The sequence below is a fragment of the Macrococcus equi genome, assembly GCF_047426745.1.
GTDB lineage: Bacteria > Bacillota > Bacilli > Staphylococcales > Staphylococcaceae > Macrococcoides > Macrococcoides equi.
Map to the genome: position 1 here is coordinate 1800237 of NZ_CP179732.1, position 19433 is coordinate 1819669.

General features: G+C 33.6%; 21 protein-coding genes. 18 read left to right on the forward strand and 3 right to left on the reverse strand.

The annotated features are described in order from the left end of the window. Positions 1-10: 10 nt before the first annotated feature. The 9 genes from ACMGE6_RS09445 (at position 11) to ACMGE6_RS09485 (ending at position 6452) form a co-directional block, all read left to right on the forward strand. Positions 11-589 (forward strand): hypothetical protein, encoded by a 579-nt coding sequence (locus ACMGE6_RS09445; protein ID WP_414053578.1) that lies wholly within the window; start codon positions 11-13, stop codon positions 587-589. Between the two features lie 67 nt (positions 590-656). Further along, a complete protein-coding gene (locus tag ACMGE6_RS09450; RefSeq protein ID WP_414053579.1) occupies positions 657-1085 on the forward strand; it encodes a hypothetical protein in 429 nt (142 codons plus the stop codon). 70 nt (positions 1086-1155) lie between these two features. Beyond that, a complete protein-coding gene (locus ACMGE6_RS09455) occupies positions 1156-2100 on the forward strand; it encodes a PhoH family protein (protein WP_414053580.1) in 945 nt (314 codons plus the stop codon). Beyond that, entirely contained in the window at positions 2100-2564 is a 465-nt protein-coding gene (gene ybeY / locus ACMGE6_RS09460) for an rRNA maturation RNase YbeY (RefSeq protein ID WP_414053581.1), read from the forward strand. Before ACMGE6_RS09455 ends, ybeY begins: the two co-directional genes overlap by 1 nt. Before the next feature lie 2 nt (positions 2565-2566). After that, positions 2567-2911: a diacylglycerol kinase family protein gene (locus ACMGE6_RS09465; protein ID WP_414046256.1), complete on the forward strand. Its 345-nt coding sequence runs from the start codon at positions 2567-2569 to the stop codon at positions 2909-2911. A gap of 33 nt (positions 2912-2944) precedes the next feature. After that, positions 2945-3352, forward strand: coding sequence for a cytidine deaminase (gene cdd / locus ACMGE6_RS09470; RefSeq protein WP_414053582.1), 408 nt, complete (start codon positions 2945-2947; stop codon positions 3350-3352). Further along, on the forward strand, positions 3342-4244 hold the full coding sequence (gene era / locus ACMGE6_RS09475) for a GTPase Era (RefSeq protein ID WP_414046258.1): 903 nt from the start codon (positions 3342-3344) through the stop codon (positions 4242-4244). The genes cdd and era overlap by 11 nt, the downstream gene beginning before the upstream one ends. Next, positions 4244-4987 (forward strand): DNA repair protein RecO, encoded by a 744-nt coding sequence (gene recO, locus ACMGE6_RS09480; protein WP_414053583.1) that lies wholly within the window; start codon positions 4244-4246, stop codon positions 4985-4987. Before era ends, recO begins: the two co-directional genes overlap by 1 nt. 109 nt (positions 4988-5096) lie before the next feature. Then, entirely contained in the window at positions 5097-6452 is a 1356-nt protein-coding gene (locus tag ACMGE6_RS09485) for an IS1182 family transposase (protein WP_414054829.1), read from the forward strand. A 139-nt stretch (positions 6453-6591) separates the two neighbouring features. On the opposite strand, the gene ACMGE6_RS09490 is transcribed toward ACMGE6_RS09485, so the two are convergent. Beyond that, positions 6592-7980, reverse strand: coding sequence for a glycine--tRNA ligase (locus ACMGE6_RS09490; protein WP_414053584.1), 1389 nt, complete (start codon positions 7978-7980; stop codon positions 6592-6594). A gap of 297 nt (positions 7981-8277) precedes the next feature. Between ACMGE6_RS09490 and ACMGE6_RS09495 the strand changes: the two genes are divergently transcribed. The 7 genes from ACMGE6_RS09495 to ACMGE6_RS09525 all read left to right on the forward strand — a co-directional run bounded on the left by ACMGE6_RS09495 (position 8278) and on the right by ACMGE6_RS09525 (position 14907). Beyond that, a complete protein-coding gene (locus tag ACMGE6_RS09495; protein WP_414046781.1) occupies positions 8278-8910 on the forward strand; it encodes a helix-turn-helix transcriptional regulator in 633 nt (210 codons plus the stop codon). A gap of 14 nt (positions 8911-8924) precedes the next feature. Next, positions 8925-9734 (forward strand): pyruvate, water dikinase regulatory protein, encoded by an 810-nt coding sequence (locus ACMGE6_RS09500; protein WP_414046261.1) that lies wholly within the window; start codon positions 8925-8927, stop codon positions 9732-9734. Between the two features lie 22 nt (positions 9735-9756). Then, positions 9757-11517, forward strand: coding sequence for a DNA primase (gene dnaG, locus ACMGE6_RS09505; protein WP_414053585.1), 1761 nt, complete (start codon positions 9757-9759; stop codon positions 11515-11517). Between the two features lie 20 nt (positions 11518-11537). Then, positions 11538-12641 (forward strand): RNA polymerase sigma factor RpoD, encoded by a 1104-nt coding sequence (rpoD, locus tag ACMGE6_RS09510; RefSeq protein WP_414046263.1) that lies wholly within the window; start codon positions 11538-11540, stop codon positions 12639-12641. Positions 12642-12734: 93 nt separating this feature from the next. Beyond that, positions 12735-13088, forward strand: coding sequence for a c-type cytochrome (locus tag ACMGE6_RS09515; RefSeq protein WP_414046264.1), 354 nt, complete (start codon positions 12735-12737; stop codon positions 13086-13088). A 57-nt stretch (positions 13089-13145) separates the two neighbouring features. Continuing rightward, complete coding sequence (locus ACMGE6_RS09520) at positions 13146-13835, forward strand: tRNA (adenine(22)-N(1))-methyltransferase (protein ID WP_414053586.1); 690 nt, start codon at positions 13146-13148, stop codon at positions 13833-13835. Further along, complete coding sequence (locus tag ACMGE6_RS09525; protein WP_414053587.1) at positions 13825-14907, forward strand: Nif3-like dinuclear metal center hexameric protein; 1083 nt, start codon at positions 13825-13827, stop codon at positions 14905-14907. The genes ACMGE6_RS09520 and ACMGE6_RS09525 overlap by 11 nt, the downstream gene beginning before the upstream one ends. Before the next feature lie 75 nt (positions 14908-14982). Here the strand turns inward: ACMGE6_RS09525 and ACMGE6_RS09530 are convergent, their stop codons facing one another. Beyond that, positions 14983-15891 carry a CAP domain-containing protein gene (locus tag ACMGE6_RS09530; RefSeq protein WP_414053588.1) on the reverse strand — a complete coding sequence of 303 codons (909 nt, stop codon included), beginning with the start codon at positions 15889-15891 and terminating at the stop codon, positions 14983-14985. A 157-nt stretch (positions 15892-16048) separates the two neighbouring features. Continuing rightward, positions 16049-17017, reverse strand: a complete 969-nt coding sequence (locus ACMGE6_RS09535; RefSeq protein ID WP_414053589.1) for a 4-hydroxy-3-methylbut-2-enyl diphosphate reductase — start codon at positions 17015-17017, stop codon at positions 16049-16051. A gap of 144 nt (positions 17018-17161) precedes the next feature. Between ACMGE6_RS09535 and ACMGE6_RS09540 the strand changes: the two genes are divergently transcribed. Continuing rightward, the gene (locus ACMGE6_RS09540) at positions 17162-18490 is read left to right on the forward strand and encodes a DEAD/DEAH box helicase (protein WP_414053590.1); all 1329 of its coding nucleotides are present in this window, start codon (positions 17162-17164) and stop codon (positions 18488-18490) included. 9 nt (positions 18491-18499) lie between these two features. Further along, on the forward strand, positions 18500-19396 hold the full coding sequence (locus tag ACMGE6_RS09545; protein WP_414046270.1) for a deoxyribonuclease IV: 897 nt from the start codon (positions 18500-18502) through the stop codon (positions 19394-19396). The last annotated feature ends 37 nt before the right edge of the window (positions 19397-19433 follow it).

The window sequence follows — 19433 nt, forward strand, 5'->3', positions numbered from 1 at the left end:
GGGTGATAAGATGAGTACAGGTTTTATCATATTTATTATTTTTTCTGTTATTAGCCTTGTATCTTCTTTGATAGAGAAATCTAATAAGGAAAAAAATCCAAATGTAAAACGTAAAGTTTCAACAACGCAACAAGGTTCTAAGCAAGTTATGAAACAAATTCAAACAACGATGGAATCTCTGGAAAAAGAGTTTACTGAATTTAAAAAACACCCAGAAGCAATGGTTAATGAAAACGAACGAAGATTAACAAATGATAAAAAACAGAATAATAATATTAAGCGTAAAGCACAAAATAAGGCTTCAGAACTAAAAGATGAAAAACAACAGGTTGAACGTTCAGCTGCTAAAAAGATTCAAGCATTTGAAGAAAAGATAGTCGCTAAAGAAAAGTTATCTTTGGCTGAGCGTATAGCTAAAGTTGAAGCAGATCCTCATCTTTCTCCTAGACAAAAAATGAATCGTATTAATATGATTCGAATGGAGAACGATATTGATAATGCTGGTTCGATTATTGATTTTACTCCTGAAAATACTTTAAAAGGCATCATTTATAGTGAGATATTAGGACCTCCTAAAGCACGTCGTTAATAACTAAGATACATAAGTATCTTAGTTATTTTTTTGTATTTTTGATAAAATAAAAGAGGGTGATGTTATGCAATATAAAAGTATCATTAATACGTTTCAGAAAGTTACTGTAATATTAATAGTATTGTTAATCATACTCGCTTTTTATTTAAATCCTATGCAGAGTGGAATAATTTCGCTGCTTATTGGATGTATTCTGATATATGTTATTTTAAATGAACGATATATTATCAAATCACATTATTTAACGATAATAAAAGGATTTGAAAAGTATCAGATTAATATCAAAAATATTCAGGTATTAAACATTGTAAAATTTAATAAAGTATACTATGTTGAAATTATAATAAAAGAAAAGAAGATTGTTGTCAGACCGTATGAAACAGAAAAATTTATTCATCAACTCATGCATATCAATCCACAGATTAATATACAAAATTTTAATTCAGAAATTAAAGCGTTAACGAATTCTGCAATTAGTGAATCGCTTCAGTAAGAATTAATTGTGTGTTACTGATGAGTTTGATACAGTTAAATAAAACGTTAAACATTAAAGGAGTCTTTGGATGTCGCAAATTATCCGCTTTGATAATATTAATGAAGCACAAGCTATGCTTGGCAATCAAGATGAACATTTAAAATTTTTAGAATCATCATTTGATGTTGAAATACATACGAGAGGGCAAGAGCTCACAATTTACGGTGAAGAAGATAAGATAACGATTGCTGAACATGTGGTGAAGAGTTTGCTGGATGTTATTCGTAAAGGGACTGTCATCACTATGCGTGACGTACAATCTGCAGTCCAGATGGCTCAGAATGGCACATTGCAATATCTTTCCGATTTATATGATGAAGAAATTACAAAAGATGCTTACGGAAAATCGATTCGTGCAAAGACGTTAGGTCAAAGACTTTACGTACGACATATTAAACATAATGATCTCGTATTTGGCATCGGTCCTGCTGGAACAGGTAAAACTTTTTTAGCTGTTGTAATGGCTGCACAGGCTCTCCGAAATGGAAAAGTAAAACGTATAGTACTAACTCGCCCAGCTGTTGAGGCAGGAGAGTCATTAGGGTTTTTACCAGGTGATTTAAAGGAGAAAGTTGACCCATATCTCAGACCTTTATATGATGGCCTGCATTTTGTGTTAGGTACTGAACATACGGCAAGATTAATGGAGCGAGGTGTGATTGAGATAGCACCGCTTGCTTATATGAGAGGTAGAACTTTAGAGGATGCTTTTGTAATTCTTGATGAAGCACAAAATACTACCCATGCACAAATGAAGATGTTTTTAACCCGATTAGGATTTGGTTCGAAAATGGTTATTACGGGTGATGAAACGCAGATTGATTTACCGAAAGGTGTTAAAAGTGGTCTGATTGAAGCAGTTCAGAGACTTGGTAAAGTATCTGGCATTGAAGTGCACCATTTTGATTCAGCTGATGTTGTAAGACATCCATTAGTAGGGAAAATAATTAACGCATATGAGGGTGATGAATAATGTTAACAGTTGATTTTATTGATGAAAATGAATTGATTACAGCAGTTCAGTTAGATAAGATTGAAAAGCTTCTTCAATTTGCTGCAGAACAAGAAGGAATTGAAGAGGATGCAGAAGTTGCAGTGTCATTTGTTGATGAAGAGGAAATCCAGACAATTAATAAATCATATCGAAACAAGGATAGTGTGACGGATGTGATTAGTTTTGCGCTTGAAGAAGGGGAAGATGAAGATTATGAGATGCCCGATGCACCACGTGTATTAGGTGATATCATTATTTGTGTGAAACGTGCTGAAGAACAAGCTGAAGATTTTGGGCATTCGATAGAACGAGAACTTGGTTTTTTAAGCGTACATGGATTATTGCACTTACTTGGTTATGACCATATGAATGAAGTGGATGAGAAAAAGATGTTTGGCAGACAAAATGAAATATTAAACGCATATGGGTTAACGAGAGAATAATGATGAAACGATTTGCATATCCATTACAAGGATTTTTAACGCTCTTAAAAAAAGACAAAAATTTTATATTGCACTTGATCGCTGCGTTCATCGTAGTACTAGCTGCAATTTTTTTTAGAATCAGTCATACTGAATGGATGTTTATCATTATTTCGATATTTTCGGTATTGTTTATGGAGGTTATTAATACTTCGGTGGAATATGTTGTTGACCTTGTAACAGAGGACTATCACGTGTTAGCAAAACATGCTAAGGATACAGCAGCTTTGGCAGTACTATTAGCCTCACTCATGAGTGCGATTATTGGATTAATCATTTTTCTGCCCTATGTACTGGCGTTATTTTAATCCTCAAAATTAATGATGAAAAGAGAGTGTAAAATGAAAAAAGAATGGTTTGAAGGAGTTCTAAAAGCTCGAGAACAAGCATATGCACCTTATTCAAAGTTTAAAGTAGGTGCATTTTTAATATGTAAGGATGGCAAGACGTTTAATGGATGTAACGTTGAAAATGCAGCATACGGAGATACAATCTGTGCTGAGCGCACTGCTTTTGTTTCTGCAATCGCTGCAGGATACAAACCTTGTGATTTTGAAGCACTCGTTGTCACAACAGATACTAAGACACCATCTTCACCATGCGGTTCATGCAGACAAGTCATAAAAGAGATGTGTGAAGATGATATGCCGGTATTTTTAACAAATATTCAAGGTGAAGTTATTAAACAAACAGTAGATGAATTATTACCATTAGGTTTTTCAGGAAGGGATTTAGAAGATGTCAAATAAATTTAAATCAGGATTCGTAGCCATAATAGGCCGTCCCAATGTAGGTAAATCAACATTTATGAATAAGGTACTTGGGCAAAAAGTTGCGATAATGTCAGATAAAGCGCAAACTACTCGTAATAAAGTACAAGGTGTGTTAACGACTGAACAATCACAAATTATATTTATTGATACACCAGGTATTCATAAACCTAAACATGTTTTAGGTGACTATATGATGAAAATTGCTAAAAATACTTTAAGAGAAGTTGATGCAATTTTATTTATGGTAAACGTCGAAGAAAGTTTAGGACGTGGAGATGAATTTATTATTGAATTACTAAAATCCAATCGAACGCCAATATTTTTAGTGCTAAACAAAATTGATAAAATTCATCCAGATCAATTGATTAAAGAAATTGAAAAATATAAAGATTTATTGCCTTTTGCTGAAGTCGTTCCGATTTCTGCATTGCAAGGTAATAATGTTGATCGTTTAGTTGAAGTCATTGAAGGCTATATGCCTGAAGGACCGATGTATTATCCGAAAGACCAAATATCAGATCATCCAGAAGAATTTATTGTTGCTGAACTAATTAGAGAAAAAGCTTTGCATCTAACAAGTCAGGAAATACCGCATGCAATTGGAGTACAGGTAGAAAAGATGACCCGTGTTTCTGAGGATAAGGTTGATATTGAGGCAACCATCTATATTGAACGTGACTCACAAAAAGGGATAATCATAGGAAAAAAAGGTTCAATGCTAAAACAAATTGGCCAAAATGCACGTAAAGATATCGAAATGTTATTAGGCTCTAAAGTATATCTGGAGTTATGGGTTAAAGTGCAGAAAGATTGGCGCAATAAACCGAACTTTATCCGTCAGATTGGATATAGAGAAGATGAATATTAATGCTTAAAAAATCTGTTGGTATTGTTATTAAGAGGGTTGAATATGGTGATAATCATTTGATTATCACTTTTTTAAATGAAGCGGGTGTCAAAGTTGCGGTGATGGCAAGAAATGCACGTAAGTCTTCGAAGTATGGATCAGGACTAGATTTATTCTATGAGAACATTTTTATTTTTAACCAATTTAAAGGGATGGGTACACTTAGTTCAGTTGATACGTTAGACAGTCATTATGCAATACGCAGTGATATTATGAAATTATCCTATGCGCAGTATATTGTTGAACTGATTGATAGAGGTATTACTGAGGAGATAAGTAATCAGTTCGTATATCAATATTTAAAGTTTGGTCTGGATAGAATCTCTTCAGGGGATAATGAAGCATTGATTGCCCTTTTTGTGTCTTTAAAAATGATGCCGCTGTATGGGTACGAGCCCAACTTTAGCTATAGTACACATGATGGCTCAATGAATCATGAAGATTTTATAGCCTATTCCTTTAAGTATAATAGTGTTATTACACAATTTGGCATTACAGATGATCCTCATGCGATTAACATCTCTAATCGTGCATTGTACATACTTTATTTACTCAATGAAGTACCGATTGAAAAGCTCAAAGATATGAATATCAATGCTAAACTCGTGTCAGAGATGGAAGGCTTGGTGTTTAAAATGTACGATGAATTTACAGGTGTTTATTTGAAATCACGAAAAATAATTGAACAATTGCATAGAATGTAAAAAAGCACTCATGGTTAATGAGTGCTCAGACTGAAGACAAAGTCTCCTTCGGAGATGAAGTTTTCAGTCTTTTTTTATACAATAATATTAACAATGATTTGGGGTGATTATTTTGTTGAGTAAATCAGAAGATAAAAGAAATCAATTAGAGGTTGTTGCAATTTCAGATTTAGTTCCACAAGACCATTTACTAAGAAAAGTAGATAAAGTATTGGATTTGAATTTTATTTATCCTCTAGTCGAAGATAAATATTGTCTTGATAATGGTCGTCCAAGTATAGACCCTGTGATTTTAGTAAAAATAATATTAATACAAAAATTATTCGGAATAAAATCAATGAGACAAACAATAAAAGAAATCGAAACAAATGTTGCTTATCGTTGGTATCTTGGATACAGTTTTCAGGATAAGATTCCTCATTTCACTACCTTCGGTAAGAATTATATTAGAAGGTTCAGTGATAATACACTTTTTGAAGAAATATTTGAACACATTCTACAGTTGGCGATGCAACATAAATTGATTGATACCTCAGCTTTATTTATTGATTCTACTCATATAAAAGCAAATGCTAATAAACATAGATTTAGAAAAGTTGTAGTAAAAAAATCAGTCGCTCATTATAAGGATGAATTAGATAAAGAAATAAACGAGGTTCGTAAATCTGAAGGAAAAAAGGAGTTCACCCCAACTCATAAGACAGAAGAAAAAGAAAAGAAAGAAAGTCTCACAGATCCTGACGCTGGTTACTATGTTAAAGGTGAACGTGAGAAACAGTTTGCTTATAGTTTACATGCTTGTGTTGATAAAAATGGATTTTTTGTAGATCACCACGTAACACCAGCTAATATTCATGATAGTACTCAATTGGCACCTATGATTTCTAGAATGAAAGATAAAGGAATTAAACCTAAAACCTTGGCTGTAGATGCTGGATATAAAACACCTTTTAATGCTTACTTTTTATTTAAAGAGTCAATCACTCCTTACATGCCATATACTAGACCAAGAGGTCCAAAGGACCGTTTCAGAAAAAATGATTTTGTTTATGATGAATATTACAATGAATATATTTGTCCTGCAAATCACCCCCTTAAATACACACGTACTGATCGTGAAGGATTTAAATTGTATCATTCTAACCCAAATGTATGTAAAGAATGTCCATTTCTAAATAAATGTACAGAAAATAAACAATATAAAAAGCAAATTCAAAGACATATTTGGCAAGAATACTTAGAAGATGTTGAAGAAATAAGACATACAGAAGAAGGAAGAATGGGATATAAATTAAGGTCTCAAACTATTGAAAGAAGATTTGGTGACGCTAAAGAACAGCATGGTATGAGATGGACAAAGTTTAGAGGATTGAAAAAAGTGTCCATGGAAACCACGCTTATTTGTGCATGCATGAATTTAAAAAAGTTAGCCAATTGGGTTATCAAAGATACTCAATTGGCTTAGCATTATAGTCAATAATTTAAATTTCGAAGAAATTTCTTCGAATAAATGAGAATATAGCCTTTAAAAAAAGACAAACTCATGTAATGAAAATGAGTTTGTCTTCAATCTGAGCACTCATGGTTAATGAGTGCTTTTAAATTTAAAATTTAATTTTTTCATCTAAGAATGATTTTACTTCGCTAATTGGCATACGGACTTGTTCCATTGTATCACGATCACGTATTGTCACTTGATTATCTTCTAATGAATCGAAGTCAAATGTAATACAGAATGGTGTACCAATTTCATCTTGTCTACGGTAACGTTTACCGATAGATTGACTTTCATCAAAATCAATTGAGAAGTAGGCACTTAATTCTTCGTATACTTTCATTGCTTCAGCCGAAAGCTTTTTACTTAATGGCAAGATCGCAGCTTTATACGGAGCAAGTGCAGGATGGAAACGCAATACTGTTCGTTTATCGTCTCCTTCCAGTACTTCTTCATCATACGCATCACAAAGGAAGGCTAATGTAACACGATCAGCTCCTAAAGATGGTTCGATGACATATGGTACATATTTTTCGCCAGTTTCCTGATCGTGATATTTAAAATCATCACCAGATGCATTCATATGGGCATTTAAGTCGAAATCTGTACGGCTTGCAATTCCCCATAATTCACCCCAACCGAATGGGAACTTATATTCAATATCAGTTGTAGCATTTGAATAGTGTGATAATTCATCTTCGTCATGATCACGCATTTTTGTGTTTTCTTCTTTTACACCTAAATCTTTTAACCATTTCGCAGCAAAGTTTTTCCAGTATTCCTGCCACTCGATTTCAGTGCCAGGTTTACAGAAAAATTCTAATTCCATTTGTTCAAATTCTCGTGTACGGAAGATAAAGTTACCTGGTGTAATTTCGTTACGGAATGATTTACCAACTTGTGCAATACCGAAAGGTAATTTTTTTCGCATTGAACGTTGAACATTTTTATAGTTAACAAAAATTCCTTGAGCTGTTTCGGGACGTAGGAAAATTTCATTTGTAGATGATTCGGTAACACCTTGGAATGTTTTGAACATTAAGTTAAACTGGCGAATATCTGTCCAATTTGCTGTACCAGATTCGGGACAAACGATGCCTTTATTATCTATAAATTGTTTCATTTCCTCAAAACTCATACCATCTGCAATAAAATGCTCATCGCCTTGTGCATGCATATAATCTTCTATTAATTTGTCTGCACGATAACGAATTTTAGAATCTTTATTATCGATCATTGGGTCATTGAAATTAGATAGGTGACCACTTGCATCCCAAGTTTTAGGGTTCATAAGTATAGCAGCATCAAGTCCAACGTTATAAGGAGATTGCTGAACGAACTTTTGCCACCAGGCACGCTTCACGTTATTTTTTAATTCCACACCTAACGGACCGTAGTCCCAAGTGTTAGCTAAACCACCATAAATTTCACTACCAGGAAATACAAAGCCACGATGTTTAGCGAGGTTTACAATTGTTTCCATCTTGTTTTCTGTCATAATGATATCCTCCATTTATTTTTTGAGTAAACAAAAATTTGAAATAAAAAAGTCCCAAGGCAAAATTTTGCCTTGGGACGAGTATATTTACCCGCGGTTCCACCCAAATTAGTGTTTACTCGCTCTTAGTTATTAAAATATTCATTGCGCCAATTGATTGTTAAGCTTTCACCATCCTTAACTCGCTTAAATAAAATATAACATGAAAATGCATTGAGCTCAATTAATATACGATTCATTTGTAAATTTTTTTGATAGTCGCTATAATAAAATTAAGAAACTATGTCTACTATTGGGGTGATTGTCATAGAGTTAAATAAAAGACAAGAAAAGATTTTACAAATTGTAAAAAATAATGGCCCCATAACTGGTGAGAAAATTGCTGAAAAACTCAATTTAACGCGTGCCACTTTAAGACCTGATTTAGCAATACTTACGATGGCAGGTTATTTAGATGCTAGACCGCGTGTAGGTTACTTCTATACTGGTAAATCCAGCACCCAGTTACTATCCGAATCCATAAAAAAATATAGAGTAAAAGACTTTCAATCTGTCCCTATAGTGATTCATGAGGATTCAAGTACATATGAAGCCATTTGTGCCATGTTTTTAGAAGATGTGGGAACACTGTTTGTTACGAATAAAGAAAATTATTTAGTTGGGGTTTGTTCCAGAAAAGATTTATTACGTGCATCTATGGGGGGGCAGGAGATACATTCTACTCCAATCCATGTTTATATGACGAGAGTACCGAATGTTTCTGTATGCTATAAAGATGATCTGTTATTTTATGCGGCTAAACAAATTATTGATAAACAAATTGATTCAATACCAGTTGTCATTGAAAAGGACGGTCATTATGAAGTGACTGGAAGAATAAGCAAAACTACTATAACGAGAGCATTTGTTTCTCTAATCGAAGACGAATAAGGAGAATTTATTGTATGAATGAAATTAAATTAATCATCGCGTCAGATTCAGTTGGCGAAACAGCAGAACTCGTTACAAAAGCTTGTATATCACAATTTAACATGCTAAATAATGTTGTCGAAACAATTCGTTTGCCCTATATTGAAACAAAAGAAAATATCGATGAGGTCATTAGTTTAGCTAAAGAACAAAAGTCTATTGTTGTTTATACGCTCGTTAAACCAAAAGTTCGTGCATATATGCAGGAAGCACTCGATCAACACCAAATAAAAAATGTTGATTTGATGGGGCCGTTAATGGGTCTTTTAGAAGAAGCATTAGAAGAGAAACCATTAAATGAACCAGGTATGGTGCATAAACTAGATGAAGACTACTTTAAAAAGATTGAAGCTATCGAGTTTGCTGTTAAGTATGATGATGGTAGAGATCCTCGAGGGCTATCTAAAGCTGATATTGTTCTTATTGGTGTATCCAGAACTTCTAAAACTCCATTAAGTCAGTATTTAGCTCATAAACGCTATAAAGTTATGAATGTTCCGTTAGTGCCTGAGGTCGACCCGCCTGATCAATTATTTGAGATTGATCCTAAAAAGTGTATCGCGCTAAAAATTGATCCTGAAAAATTAAACAAAATTAGAGTGGAGCGTTTATCTCAATTAGGTTTAAAAAATGACGCGAACTATGCAAAGGACCAAAGAATTTTAGAAGAACTCGAATATTTTGAAGAAGTTGTAGGTAAAATAAAATGTGAAGTGATTGACGTTTCTAACAAAGCTATTGAAGAGACGGCAAATGAGATAATAAAAATTATTTCAAATAATTAAGTGGGATAGTTGGGGTGTAAGTTTGCAGATTGATCCTAAAATAATCGATGAAATTAGAGAGAAAAATGATATATTGGATGTTGTCAGTCAATATGTAAAATTAGAAAAAAGGGGACGTAACTATATCGGTTTATGTCCCTTTCATGATGAGAAAACACCTTCTTTTTCTGTATCGGTGGAAAAACAAATCTGTCATTGTTTTGGCTGTAAAAAAGGTGGCAATGTTTTTCAGTTTATAGAGCAGATTGAAAATGTATCCTTTATTGAAGCAGTAAAAATACTTGGTGCCAATGTAGATATCACTATAGATACAGTGAGTGATGCACCCGTTGTGCAAAACGAACAAACTAAAATGATTGAAATTCATAATTTACTACAGGATTACTATCACTATGTGCTGAAGGCGATTGAGGAAGCTGAGCCTGCACTTTCATATTTGCATGAACGCGGGATAAATGATGAGATGATTGCACGAGAAAAAATAGGATTTAGTCCGAATGTCAGTAATTTTGCTTTAGAATTCTTGAAAAAACGTGGCTATGATGAAAAGCTAGCTTACGAAGCAGGCTTGCTTAGTCGAAATGAAGAAAATTTTAGTTACTTTGATAGATTTAGAAATCGTATTATGTTTCCGATTCGTAATGCACGTGGTGATACAATTGGATTTTCAGCACGAAGCTTTGATGGTAGTGAGCCGAAATATTTAAATAGTCCTGAAACACCAGTTTTTCAAAAACGAAATATTCTTTATCACATTGATGTAGCCAGAAAATCTATTAGACAAGCCGATGAAGTAATTCTTTTGGAAGGATTCATGGACGTTTTAAAGCTAGGTGAAGTAGGCATAAATCACGCTATCGCAACAATGGGAACAGCTTTAAGTAGGGAACATGTATTTACTTTAAAAAAATTAGCACAAAATATTACTTTGATGTATGACGGAGACCGTGCAGGTATCGAAGCGACTTTAAAAGTTGGACGAACGCTACTTGGTGAAGGCTTAAATGTATTTGTTGTACCAATGATGCATGGGAAAGACCCTGATGAAATGATTAGAGAAATTGGAGGAAAACAATTTCTAGAGTATTTCCAAACGAATAAAATAAATTACTTGAGTTTTTATATGCAGCATTATTTGACTGAAATTAAGAACAATGATTTAGCATATGAAAAACATTTGAATAATATCATTCAGGATGCTAAACTTATGAATTCTGAAGTATTACAGAAAAAAGTATTGCATGAAGCAAGTGATTTGTTTAAAGTAGATTTTGACAGTCTAAAATATCAGGTTCAAAAAAATCAGCCTACAAGAAAAGTTACTCAACAAAATATTAATTTTAATCAAGAGACCTTATCAAAGGTTGACACTGCTGAACGTGTTGTACTGAAACATTTTATGGTCGATAAACATTTATTTGATCAATTCAAAGATAAAATACCCCCAACTAACTTTACCAATACATATCATCGTGTGATTTATGAAGCGTTATTGGGGTATTACAAGAATGAGGATGTCTTTAAATTAAGTCACTTTATCGACAAAATTCCAAATGAAGTTCATGAAGTATGTTTTTCAATTGATAGTTTATTAGTGAATTCAGAACCATCAAATGAAGAAATAAATGATTATGTATATGTTTTTAATGAAGAACAGCACGAACTTTCGCGACTCAATCTTTTAAAGAAAGAATTAAAGGAAGCGATTGAGTTAGGTGATATTGACAGAAGAGATGAGCTCTTAAGAGAGATTATCCAGTATCAAAGAACAAAAAGGCACTAGACATTCCGGGAGGTTTAACAATGGCCGCAAAAAAAACAGCTAAAACGATGAAAGTATCAGAATTACTCACTTTAGATCAAGTAAAGGCACAACTGATTGAATTAGGTAAGAAAAATGGGCATTTAAGCCATGAAGAAATTGCAGATAAATTACAGAATTTTGAGATGGATTCTGACCATATGGATGAGTTTTTTGAAGCAATAGCAGAAAATGATATTACTTTGATAAATGAAAAAGATGCAAATGATACAGATGATAAAATTAATCTAAATGACTTATCTGCGCCTCCAGGTGTTAAAATAAATGATCCTGTTCGTATGTATTTAAAAGAAATCGGACGCGTAAATTTATTGAGTGCTGAAGAAGAGATTGAACTTGCGAAACGTATTGAACAAGGCGATGAAGAAGCTAAAGCACGTCTTGCAGAAGCTAACCTACGATTAGTAGTAAGTATAGCCAAACGTTATGTAGGTCGTGGAATGTTGTTCCTTGATTTGATTCAGGAAGGTAACATGGGACTAATTAAGGCAGTTGAAAAGTTTGACTTTACGAAAGGATTTAAATTTTCAACTTATGCTACTTGGTGGATTCGTCAGGCGATTACTCGTGCGATTGCAGACCAGGCAAGAACTATCCGTATTCCTGTACATATGGTTGAAACGATCAATAAACTAATTCGCGTACAACGTCAATTATTACAGGATTTAGGGCGTGATCCATCACCAGAAGAGATTGGTGAGGAAATGGATTTACCACCTGAAAAGGTGAGAGAAATACTTAAAATTGCGCAGGAACCTGTTTCACTGGAGACACCAATTGGTGAAGAGGACGACAGCCATCTTGGAGACTTTATAGAAGATCAGGATGCACAGAGTCCAGCTGATCATGCTGCATATGAATTATTAAAGGAACAATTGGAAGATGTTTTAGATACATTAACTGACAGAGAAGAAAATGTCTTAAGATTACGATTTGGTTTAGATGATGGGCGAACGCGTACATTAGAAGAAGTCGGAAAAGTTTTTGGGGTAACACGTGAGCGTATCCGACAGATTGAAGCGAAAGCATTGAGAAAATTACGCCATCCTTCTAGAAGCAAACGATTAAAAGACTTTATGGATTAAAATATCAATTTAAATTGTGAAAAGTCTTTGACAATCACTATTTTTAATATAAAATAGATATGTATATGGTGAAATTAAAGGGAGGAAACTTAAATGAATCGTAATCCAGTAATTCCATTTTTACTTATTATGCTTATGGGCGTAGGCTTAATCTTCTTCTTGTCTGCACATGGTGCTAACAAAGCTGAAGAAAAAGGTGAAGGTGGAGCAAAAACTGAACAAAAGTTTGATGCTAAAACTTTTGCGAAAGATAACTGTACTTCATGTCATGGTCAAAACTTAGAAGGTGGAATGGGTCCTAAATTAGCAGGAAACAAGAAACCTGAAAAGGAATTAGCAAAAATTATCCGTGAAGGTAAAGGGTCTATGCCTGCACATGACCAATCAAAAATTTCTGATAAAGATTTAGACACTTTAGTTAAGTTCTTAAAAGATGGAGCAAAATAATAAAAAATGAAAATCTTTTGCCTTGTGCAAAAGATTTTTTTTTGAAAGGACAAAATAATGATACCTTTGAATAATCGATTAAAGACCGTTGCAAAATATATTAAGCACCAAACATTAGCAGATATTGGATCAGATCATGCATACCTTCCCTTATATGCATTGGAAAATAAACTGATTGAAAACGCAGTGGCAGGTGAAGTTGTCATAGGTCCCTATGAAGCAGCGGTAGAAAATGTAAGTAAATATGGAGCAAGTGCTAGAATTGATGTACGACTAGGAAGTGGATTATCAGTGATTAAGTCATTGGAAGTAGACGTTATTACAATATGTGGTATGGGTGGTCCTTTAATCGCTGAAATATTAACTCAAGGAAAAGAAAAATTAAATAATTTTCCTCGTTTAATATTGCAAAGCAATATTCATACTGAAGCCGTACGTGAAACGCTTGTTAAATTAGGATATGAAATTATCGCAGAAGAAATAATTAAAGAAAAGAAGCATATCTATGAAATTGTAGTAGCTGAACATGCTGAAAAAAAAATTCATTATAATCCTTCGGAATTGAAATTCGGACCATTATTAATGAACAATAAAAATGACATTTTCTACGAAAAATGGGACCGTGAATATCAGCATTTAACAAAAGTATTTAAAAAGATAAAGGACGAAACGGCTCATGCAGAAAAATGCATGCAAATAAAAAAAGAAATAATGATGCTAAAAGAGGTGCTGGACTATGAAAACTAAAACGTTACTTGATATCATAAATCAGGAAATTCCATTAAATACTGCTGAAGACTGGGATAATGTTGGCTTACTGATTGGAGATACTGAGCGAGAAGTAACTGGAATACTTACATCGCTTGACTGCACATTAGATGTTGTATTTGAAGCTAAAAGTAAAAATATAAATACTATCATTTGCCATCATCCACTTATCTTTAGCGGTATTAAATCTATTCATAATAATGGGTACGGTGAGATTATACATGAACTTATCAAATCGGAAATTAATTTGATAGCATTACACACTAATCTTGATGCACATCCACAAGGTGTGAGTACAATGATCGCAGAAACGCTTTCGTTACAAGATATTGAAATATTAATACCATCACAAATGACGATGCACAAACTTCAGGTTTTTGTACCTACAGAGTATGCTGAGCAACTAAAATCAGCATTAGCAGAAGTAGGTGCGGGAAAAATCGGAAATTATGATCATTGTTTCTTTTCTCTAAAAGGTACTGGAGAGTTTAGAGGCTTAGAAGATGCTAATCCTTTTGTAGGCAACAAAGGTGATATTCATTATGAAGAAGAAGTAAAGATAGAATGTGTATTCAAGCAAAATTTAAAGCAAAAAGTGATTGAAACGATTCAAAGTGTTCACCCTTATGAAACTCCTGCTTTTGATATCATAGCGTTTGACCAGGAAGCAAATTTTGGGACAGGTGTAAAAGCTAAATTATCACATCCTATGTTACTTTCTGAATTTGCACAGTTGACGAAACATACCTTGAAATTAGATACAGTAAAAATGATAGGCACTGATAGAAGAATAGAAACGGTAGGAATTATTGGCGGTGCGGGAGTAAGCTATATGAAGGAAGTTCAGAAAAAAGGTATTGATGTCTTTATGACAGGTGATATTAAATATCATGAAGCACATGACTTATTGATGAGTGGTCAGGCAACTTTAGATATTAGTCATTATAGTGAATATGTAATGAAAGATGGACTAAAAAGTTTGCTGGAGCAGTACATAGATGTACGTATATTTACATCAGAAATTAATACAAATCCTTTTAAAACTATTTAACTTATATAACAAAAAAGAACAATTCACCTGGAATTGTTCTTTTTTTATAGTTAAACATATTATGAAATTTTAGGTTCATTTCTTATACGCTTTACTAAATCCTTGTACACCGAAAAAGTATGAATATCTACCTCGTTCAATATTATTATAATGGTTCGCTTTGATTGATACTGCCATATACTTATAATCATTTCTAAGCATATTCTGATAATGAAGGGGCGATGCTTTCCATTGATTAAAAAATTTCTCAGCCATATATTTTTCAGAGACAACTTCAAATGGATTACCACGATAAAAATTCATTCCTGTATTTTCCCCTACTCGAATATTTGCTCGTGGAATATTAAAGGCAGTTGAAAAGTGAGTATTATTGGGTCTAACATGGGGTAATCCATTAATATTAATATGCCCATATGCTGCAAGTTCATTTGCACGGAGTTGTGCCCCTTGATAGACCAACTTGTCATATTTCAATGGTTTTAGATGAAGTGCGAGTCTTTCTTTATTCACGAGTTTTAACATATTGACATTTAATTGATACACATTAATGATTTGACCGATATTAAAAGCAGTCTGTGTAGCATAGTTGAGTTTCATCGGGTATATCATTGGGCGCTCGTTGTCTCTTCTCAGCACAACCTGGTTTCGAAGGTTTGGATTCATGGCATTTTGATAAGCGAGACTATCTTTAACTTCTGCTGCTTCCTCGAAAGAAATATTTGATCTGATAATAATATTATCAACAATATCATTGGTCCATAGCTTGATATTTCTTTTATATGAAAGTGAGGCGTCCATATTAAATGTATTAAATCGACCATCAGCATATTTTTTTAATTTAGCAGGTGTTTTATGATACTCTTTTGCATAGATAGAATGTTGTCGTTCCGAGTATTTTTCATTAAATAATATTAATGGATCATTAAACAAAAAGTGTGACAATAATATAAAATATGTTAAGGCTATTATTACTTTTATGGACATCGTTAACGTTCACTCATTTCAGGTATATTTACACAAAAATTATCTCTCTATATTATAAAAGGTGACATATTTTTTTACAATGTCTACTTTTATTAATTTATGGATAAAATATGTATAAAAAAACTGATTTGTATTATTTACAAATCAGTTTTGATGACTATTCCATTATGTTAACAGGCGTTGCATTTTTTATTTTTGGCAATATTTTTTCTGTCGGAACAGCAGAATGATCCGGTATAGGTTGAATATTGAGTGGATCATAAGCTTTGATATAATCTATGACTTCTTTAACAATAGGTGTAGGCGTTGATGCGCCTGCTGTCACTGCTACAGTTGATTTTCCTTCAAGCCATTCTAGTTTTAATTCACTTATATCTGAGATACGATATGCTTCCGTATGGGCAATTTCCTTAGAAACTTGCGCTAAGCGGTTCGAGTTATTGCTTTTTGGATCTCCTACAACGATTAGAACATCTGCTTGACCTGCCTGGTTGGCCACCGCTTCTTGTCTAACCTGTGTTGCAAGGCATATTTCTTTATGCACTTCAATATGAGGATATTTTTTTTCAAGTTCATCCATAAGATGCTTTACATCCCACTGACTCATAGTCGTTTGATTCGTGACAATGAGTTTTTTCACTTTTAAAGTATCATCTAAATTTTCTACGTCATTTAGATTTTCAACTAAATGTACAATTTCAGGTGCAACCCCAACAGCACCTTCAGGTTCTGGATGTCCTTTTTTACCGATATATATTACATGATAACCTTCTGCTTTTTTGGTTCTAATGAGCTCGTGCGTATTTTCAACGTCGGGACATGTAGCATCTATACACACTAATCCTTTTTCTTTTGCTCTCGCTTTAACTTCAGGACTGACGCCGTGTGCTGTAAAAATAACCGTTCCTGAATCGATTTGTTCTAATATCTCTAATCGGTTTGGTCCGTCTAACGTTATAATACCATCACTTTCAAAAGCATCAGTTACATGTTTGTTATGAACAATCATTCCTAATATATAGATAGGGCGGGGTAACGTTTTATCTAAAGATGCATTGCGAGCAATAACCATTGCATCGACTACACCATAACAATATCCGCGGGGTGTAATTTTAATTATTTCCATACAACTTCCTCCTAATACCTGTTTAACTAATAGTATAACAAATAAATTATAACGAGCAGAATATTTTAGTTTCAGAAATGATTGCTTTCTTTTTCGTAGTCTTTCCTATATAATACATGAGATGAACATTAAAGGAGGATTATGATGGACAAACACCCATTTGAGTTATTTGAACTTGCACCATATTTAGTAGAAGCGGTGGAAGATTTAAATTTCAACCAGCCCACAGAAATCCAAAGAAGAGTAATTCCAAAATTAAAAAAAGAAACACACTTAATTGGACAATCACAAACTGGTACAGGAAAGTCACATGCTTTTCTATTGCCATTAGTGAATAAAGTAGATGTCAACGTACAACATCCACAGATAATTATTCTTGCACCAACGCGAGAACTTGCTAAACAACTCTATGATGCTTGTGAGCATTTAATATCATTTACAGAAGGTATTAAAGCAGGATTATATATCGGTGGAACAGATAAGAATAAAGATATTCAGAAATCAAAGGTGCAACCACAAATAGTTATTGGTACACCAAATCGCATTAAAGATCTGGCTGAAGAAAATGTATTACACATCCATTTAGCACGTGCTGTAGTAATTGATGAGGCTGATTTAATGATAGATTTAGGATTTTTGCCAACAGTAGATAAAATCGCAGCGAATGTTTCACGAGAGGCACAAATTGCTGTATTCTCTGCAACAATACCTAAAGCATTACACCCATTCTTAAATAAGTACTTATCGAAGCCTGAGTTTATTGAAATTGAACCTGATTCAAAAACTAATAAGAATATTACATTCTATTTGGTACCTACGAAAAGTAATGACCGAAAAGAGCAATTATCTAAAGTGATGACGACGATTAACCCTTATTTAGCGATTATTTTTGCGAATAGTCGTGAACGAGCGGATGAAGTCGCTGAATACTTATTAGATCAAGGGATAAAAGTTGGCGTTATTCATGGTGGACTTGCTCCAAGAGAACGCACACAACAAATGAAACGTATTAAGAATCTGGAATATCAATATGTTGTTGCGAGTGACCTCGCAAGTCGAGGTATTGACATCGATGGTGTCAGTCATGTCATTAACTATGATATCCCTCGAGATATTGCATTCTTTACGCATCGTGTCGGACGTACTGGTAGAGGCAACTATACAGGGGTAGCTATTACAATATATACACCTGATGAAGAAGACCTAATCAACCAAATAGAGAAACGTGGCTTTTCATTTATCCATAGCGATGTGAAAAATGGTGAATTGGTTGAAATTAAAGATAGAACAGAACGACAATCGAGAAAGAAAAAAGAAGACAATATAGAGCAGAACTTAAAACATAAACTCAAAGGTAAGAAAAAAGTTAAACCTGGTTATAAGAAGAAATTCCGATATGAACTGGATAAACTTAAACGATCTGAGAAGAAAGCACATTCGAAACGTACCAACAGAGAAAATAAAAAAAGGTAGGGTCATTTTATGTTAATTGGATCACACGTGTCAATGAGTGGTAAAAAGATGTTACTTGCTGCAGCTGAAGAGGCAGCAAGTTACAACGCATCAACATTTATGATTTATACAGGTGCTCCTCAAAATACGAGACGTAAACCGATTGAGGATTTAAATATTGAAGCAGGCTTAGCATATATGAAAGAACATAATCTTTCTAATATTGTTGTTCATGCACCATACATTATTAATATTGCAAATACAGTTAAACCAGAAGTATTTGCACTTGGTGTTGAGTTCCTCCAAAAGGAAATTGAACGTACAGAAGCTATTGGAGCAAAAGATATTGTTCTTCATCCCGGTGCACATGTTGGTGCAGGTGAAGAAGCGGGTATCAAAAAAATTATCGAAGGGCTTAATGAAGTTCTATCAAATGATAACAATGTAAGGATTGCACTTGAAACGATGGCAGGTAAAGGTTCTGAATGTGGAAAATCTTTTGAGGAACTTGCAGAAATTATATCGGGTGTCACAAATAATGAACGTTTATCAGTATGTTTCGATACTTGTCATACACATGATGCAGGTTATGATATCGTTAATGACTTCGATTCAGTTTTAGAAGAGTTCGATAAGATTGTCGGCCTTGACCGTATTCAGGTTGTGCATGTCAATGATTCAAAGAACGTTCAAGGTGCACGTAAAGATAGACATGAGAATTTTGGGTTTGGAAATATTGGATTTGATGCCTTATCTAAAGTTGTGTATCATGATGCATTTAAAGAGATTCCGAAAATTTTAGAAACACCTTACGTTCAGGTAGGGGATGATAAAAAGAATAAAAAACCCCCTTATAAATTTGAGATTGAAATGATCAAAAATAATCAGTTTGATGCACAGTTACTTGAAAAAATTATTAATCAATAAAACTAATAAACAGGGATTAATCTATGATTAATGCTTG

What these genes read in the sequence shown, in the direction of transcription:
- ACMGE6_RS09445 (WP_414053578.1), top strand. Translation starts at nt 11, where the DNA reads ATGAGTACAGGTTTTATCATATTTATTATTTTTTCTGTTATTAGCCTT.
- ACMGE6_RS09450 (WP_414053579.1), top strand. Translation starts at nt 657, where the DNA reads ATGCAATATAAAAGTATCATTAATACGTTTCAGAAAGTTACTGTAATA.
- ACMGE6_RS09455 (WP_414053580.1), top strand. Translation starts at nt 1,156, where the DNA reads ATGTCGCAAATTATCCGCTTTGATAATATTAATGAAGCACAAGCTATG.
- ybeY (WP_414053581.1), top strand. Translation starts at nt 2,100, where the DNA reads ATGTTAACAGTTGATTTTATTGATGAAAATGAATTGATTACAGCAGTT.
- ACMGE6_RS09465 (WP_414046256.1), top strand. Translation starts at nt 2,567, where the DNA reads ATGAAACGATTTGCATATCCATTACAAGGATTTTTAACGCTCTTAAAA.
- cdd (WP_414053582.1), top strand. Translation starts at nt 2,945, where the DNA reads ATGAAAAAAGAATGGTTTGAAGGAGTTCTAAAAGCTCGAGAACAAGCA.
- era (WP_414046258.1), top strand. Translation starts at nt 3,342, where the DNA reads ATGTCAAATAAATTTAAATCAGGATTCGTAGCCATAATAGGCCGTCCC.
- recO (WP_414053583.1), top strand. Translation starts at nt 4,244, where the DNA reads ATGCTTAAAAAATCTGTTGGTATTGTTATTAAGAGGGTTGAATATGGT.
- ACMGE6_RS09490 (WP_414053584.1), bottom strand. Translation starts at nt 7,980, where the DNA reads ATGACAGAAAACAAGATGGAAACAATTGTAAACCTCGCTAAACATCGT.
- ACMGE6_RS09500 (WP_414046261.1), top strand. Translation starts at nt 8,925, where the DNA reads ATGAATGAAATTAAATTAATCATCGCGTCAGATTCAGTTGGCGAAACA.
- rpoD (WP_414046263.1), top strand. Translation starts at nt 11,538, where the DNA reads ATGGCCGCAAAAAAAACAGCTAAAACGATGAAAGTATCAGAATTACTC.
- ACMGE6_RS09515 (WP_414046264.1), top strand. Translation starts at nt 12,735, where the DNA reads ATGAATCGTAATCCAGTAATTCCATTTTTACTTATTATGCTTATGGGC.
- ACMGE6_RS09520 (WP_414053586.1), top strand. Translation starts at nt 13,146, where the DNA reads ATGATACCTTTGAATAATCGATTAAAGACCGTTGCAAAATATATTAAG.
- ACMGE6_RS09525 (WP_414053587.1), top strand. Translation starts at nt 13,825, where the DNA reads ATGAAAACTAAAACGTTACTTGATATCATAAATCAGGAAATTCCATTA.
- ACMGE6_RS09530 (WP_414053588.1), bottom strand. Translation starts at nt 15,891, where the DNA reads ATGTCCATAAAAGTAATAATAGCCTTAACATATTTTATATTATTGTCA.
- ACMGE6_RS09535 (WP_414053589.1), bottom strand. Translation starts at nt 17,017, where the DNA reads ATGGAAATAATTAAAATTACACCCCGCGGATATTGTTATGGTGTAGTC.
- ACMGE6_RS09540 (WP_414053590.1), top strand. Translation starts at nt 17,162, where the DNA reads ATGGACAAACACCCATTTGAGTTATTTGAACTTGCACCATATTTAGTA.
- ACMGE6_RS09545 (WP_414046270.1), top strand. Translation starts at nt 18,500, where the DNA reads ATGTTAATTGGATCACACGTGTCAATGAGTGGTAAAAAGATGTTACTT.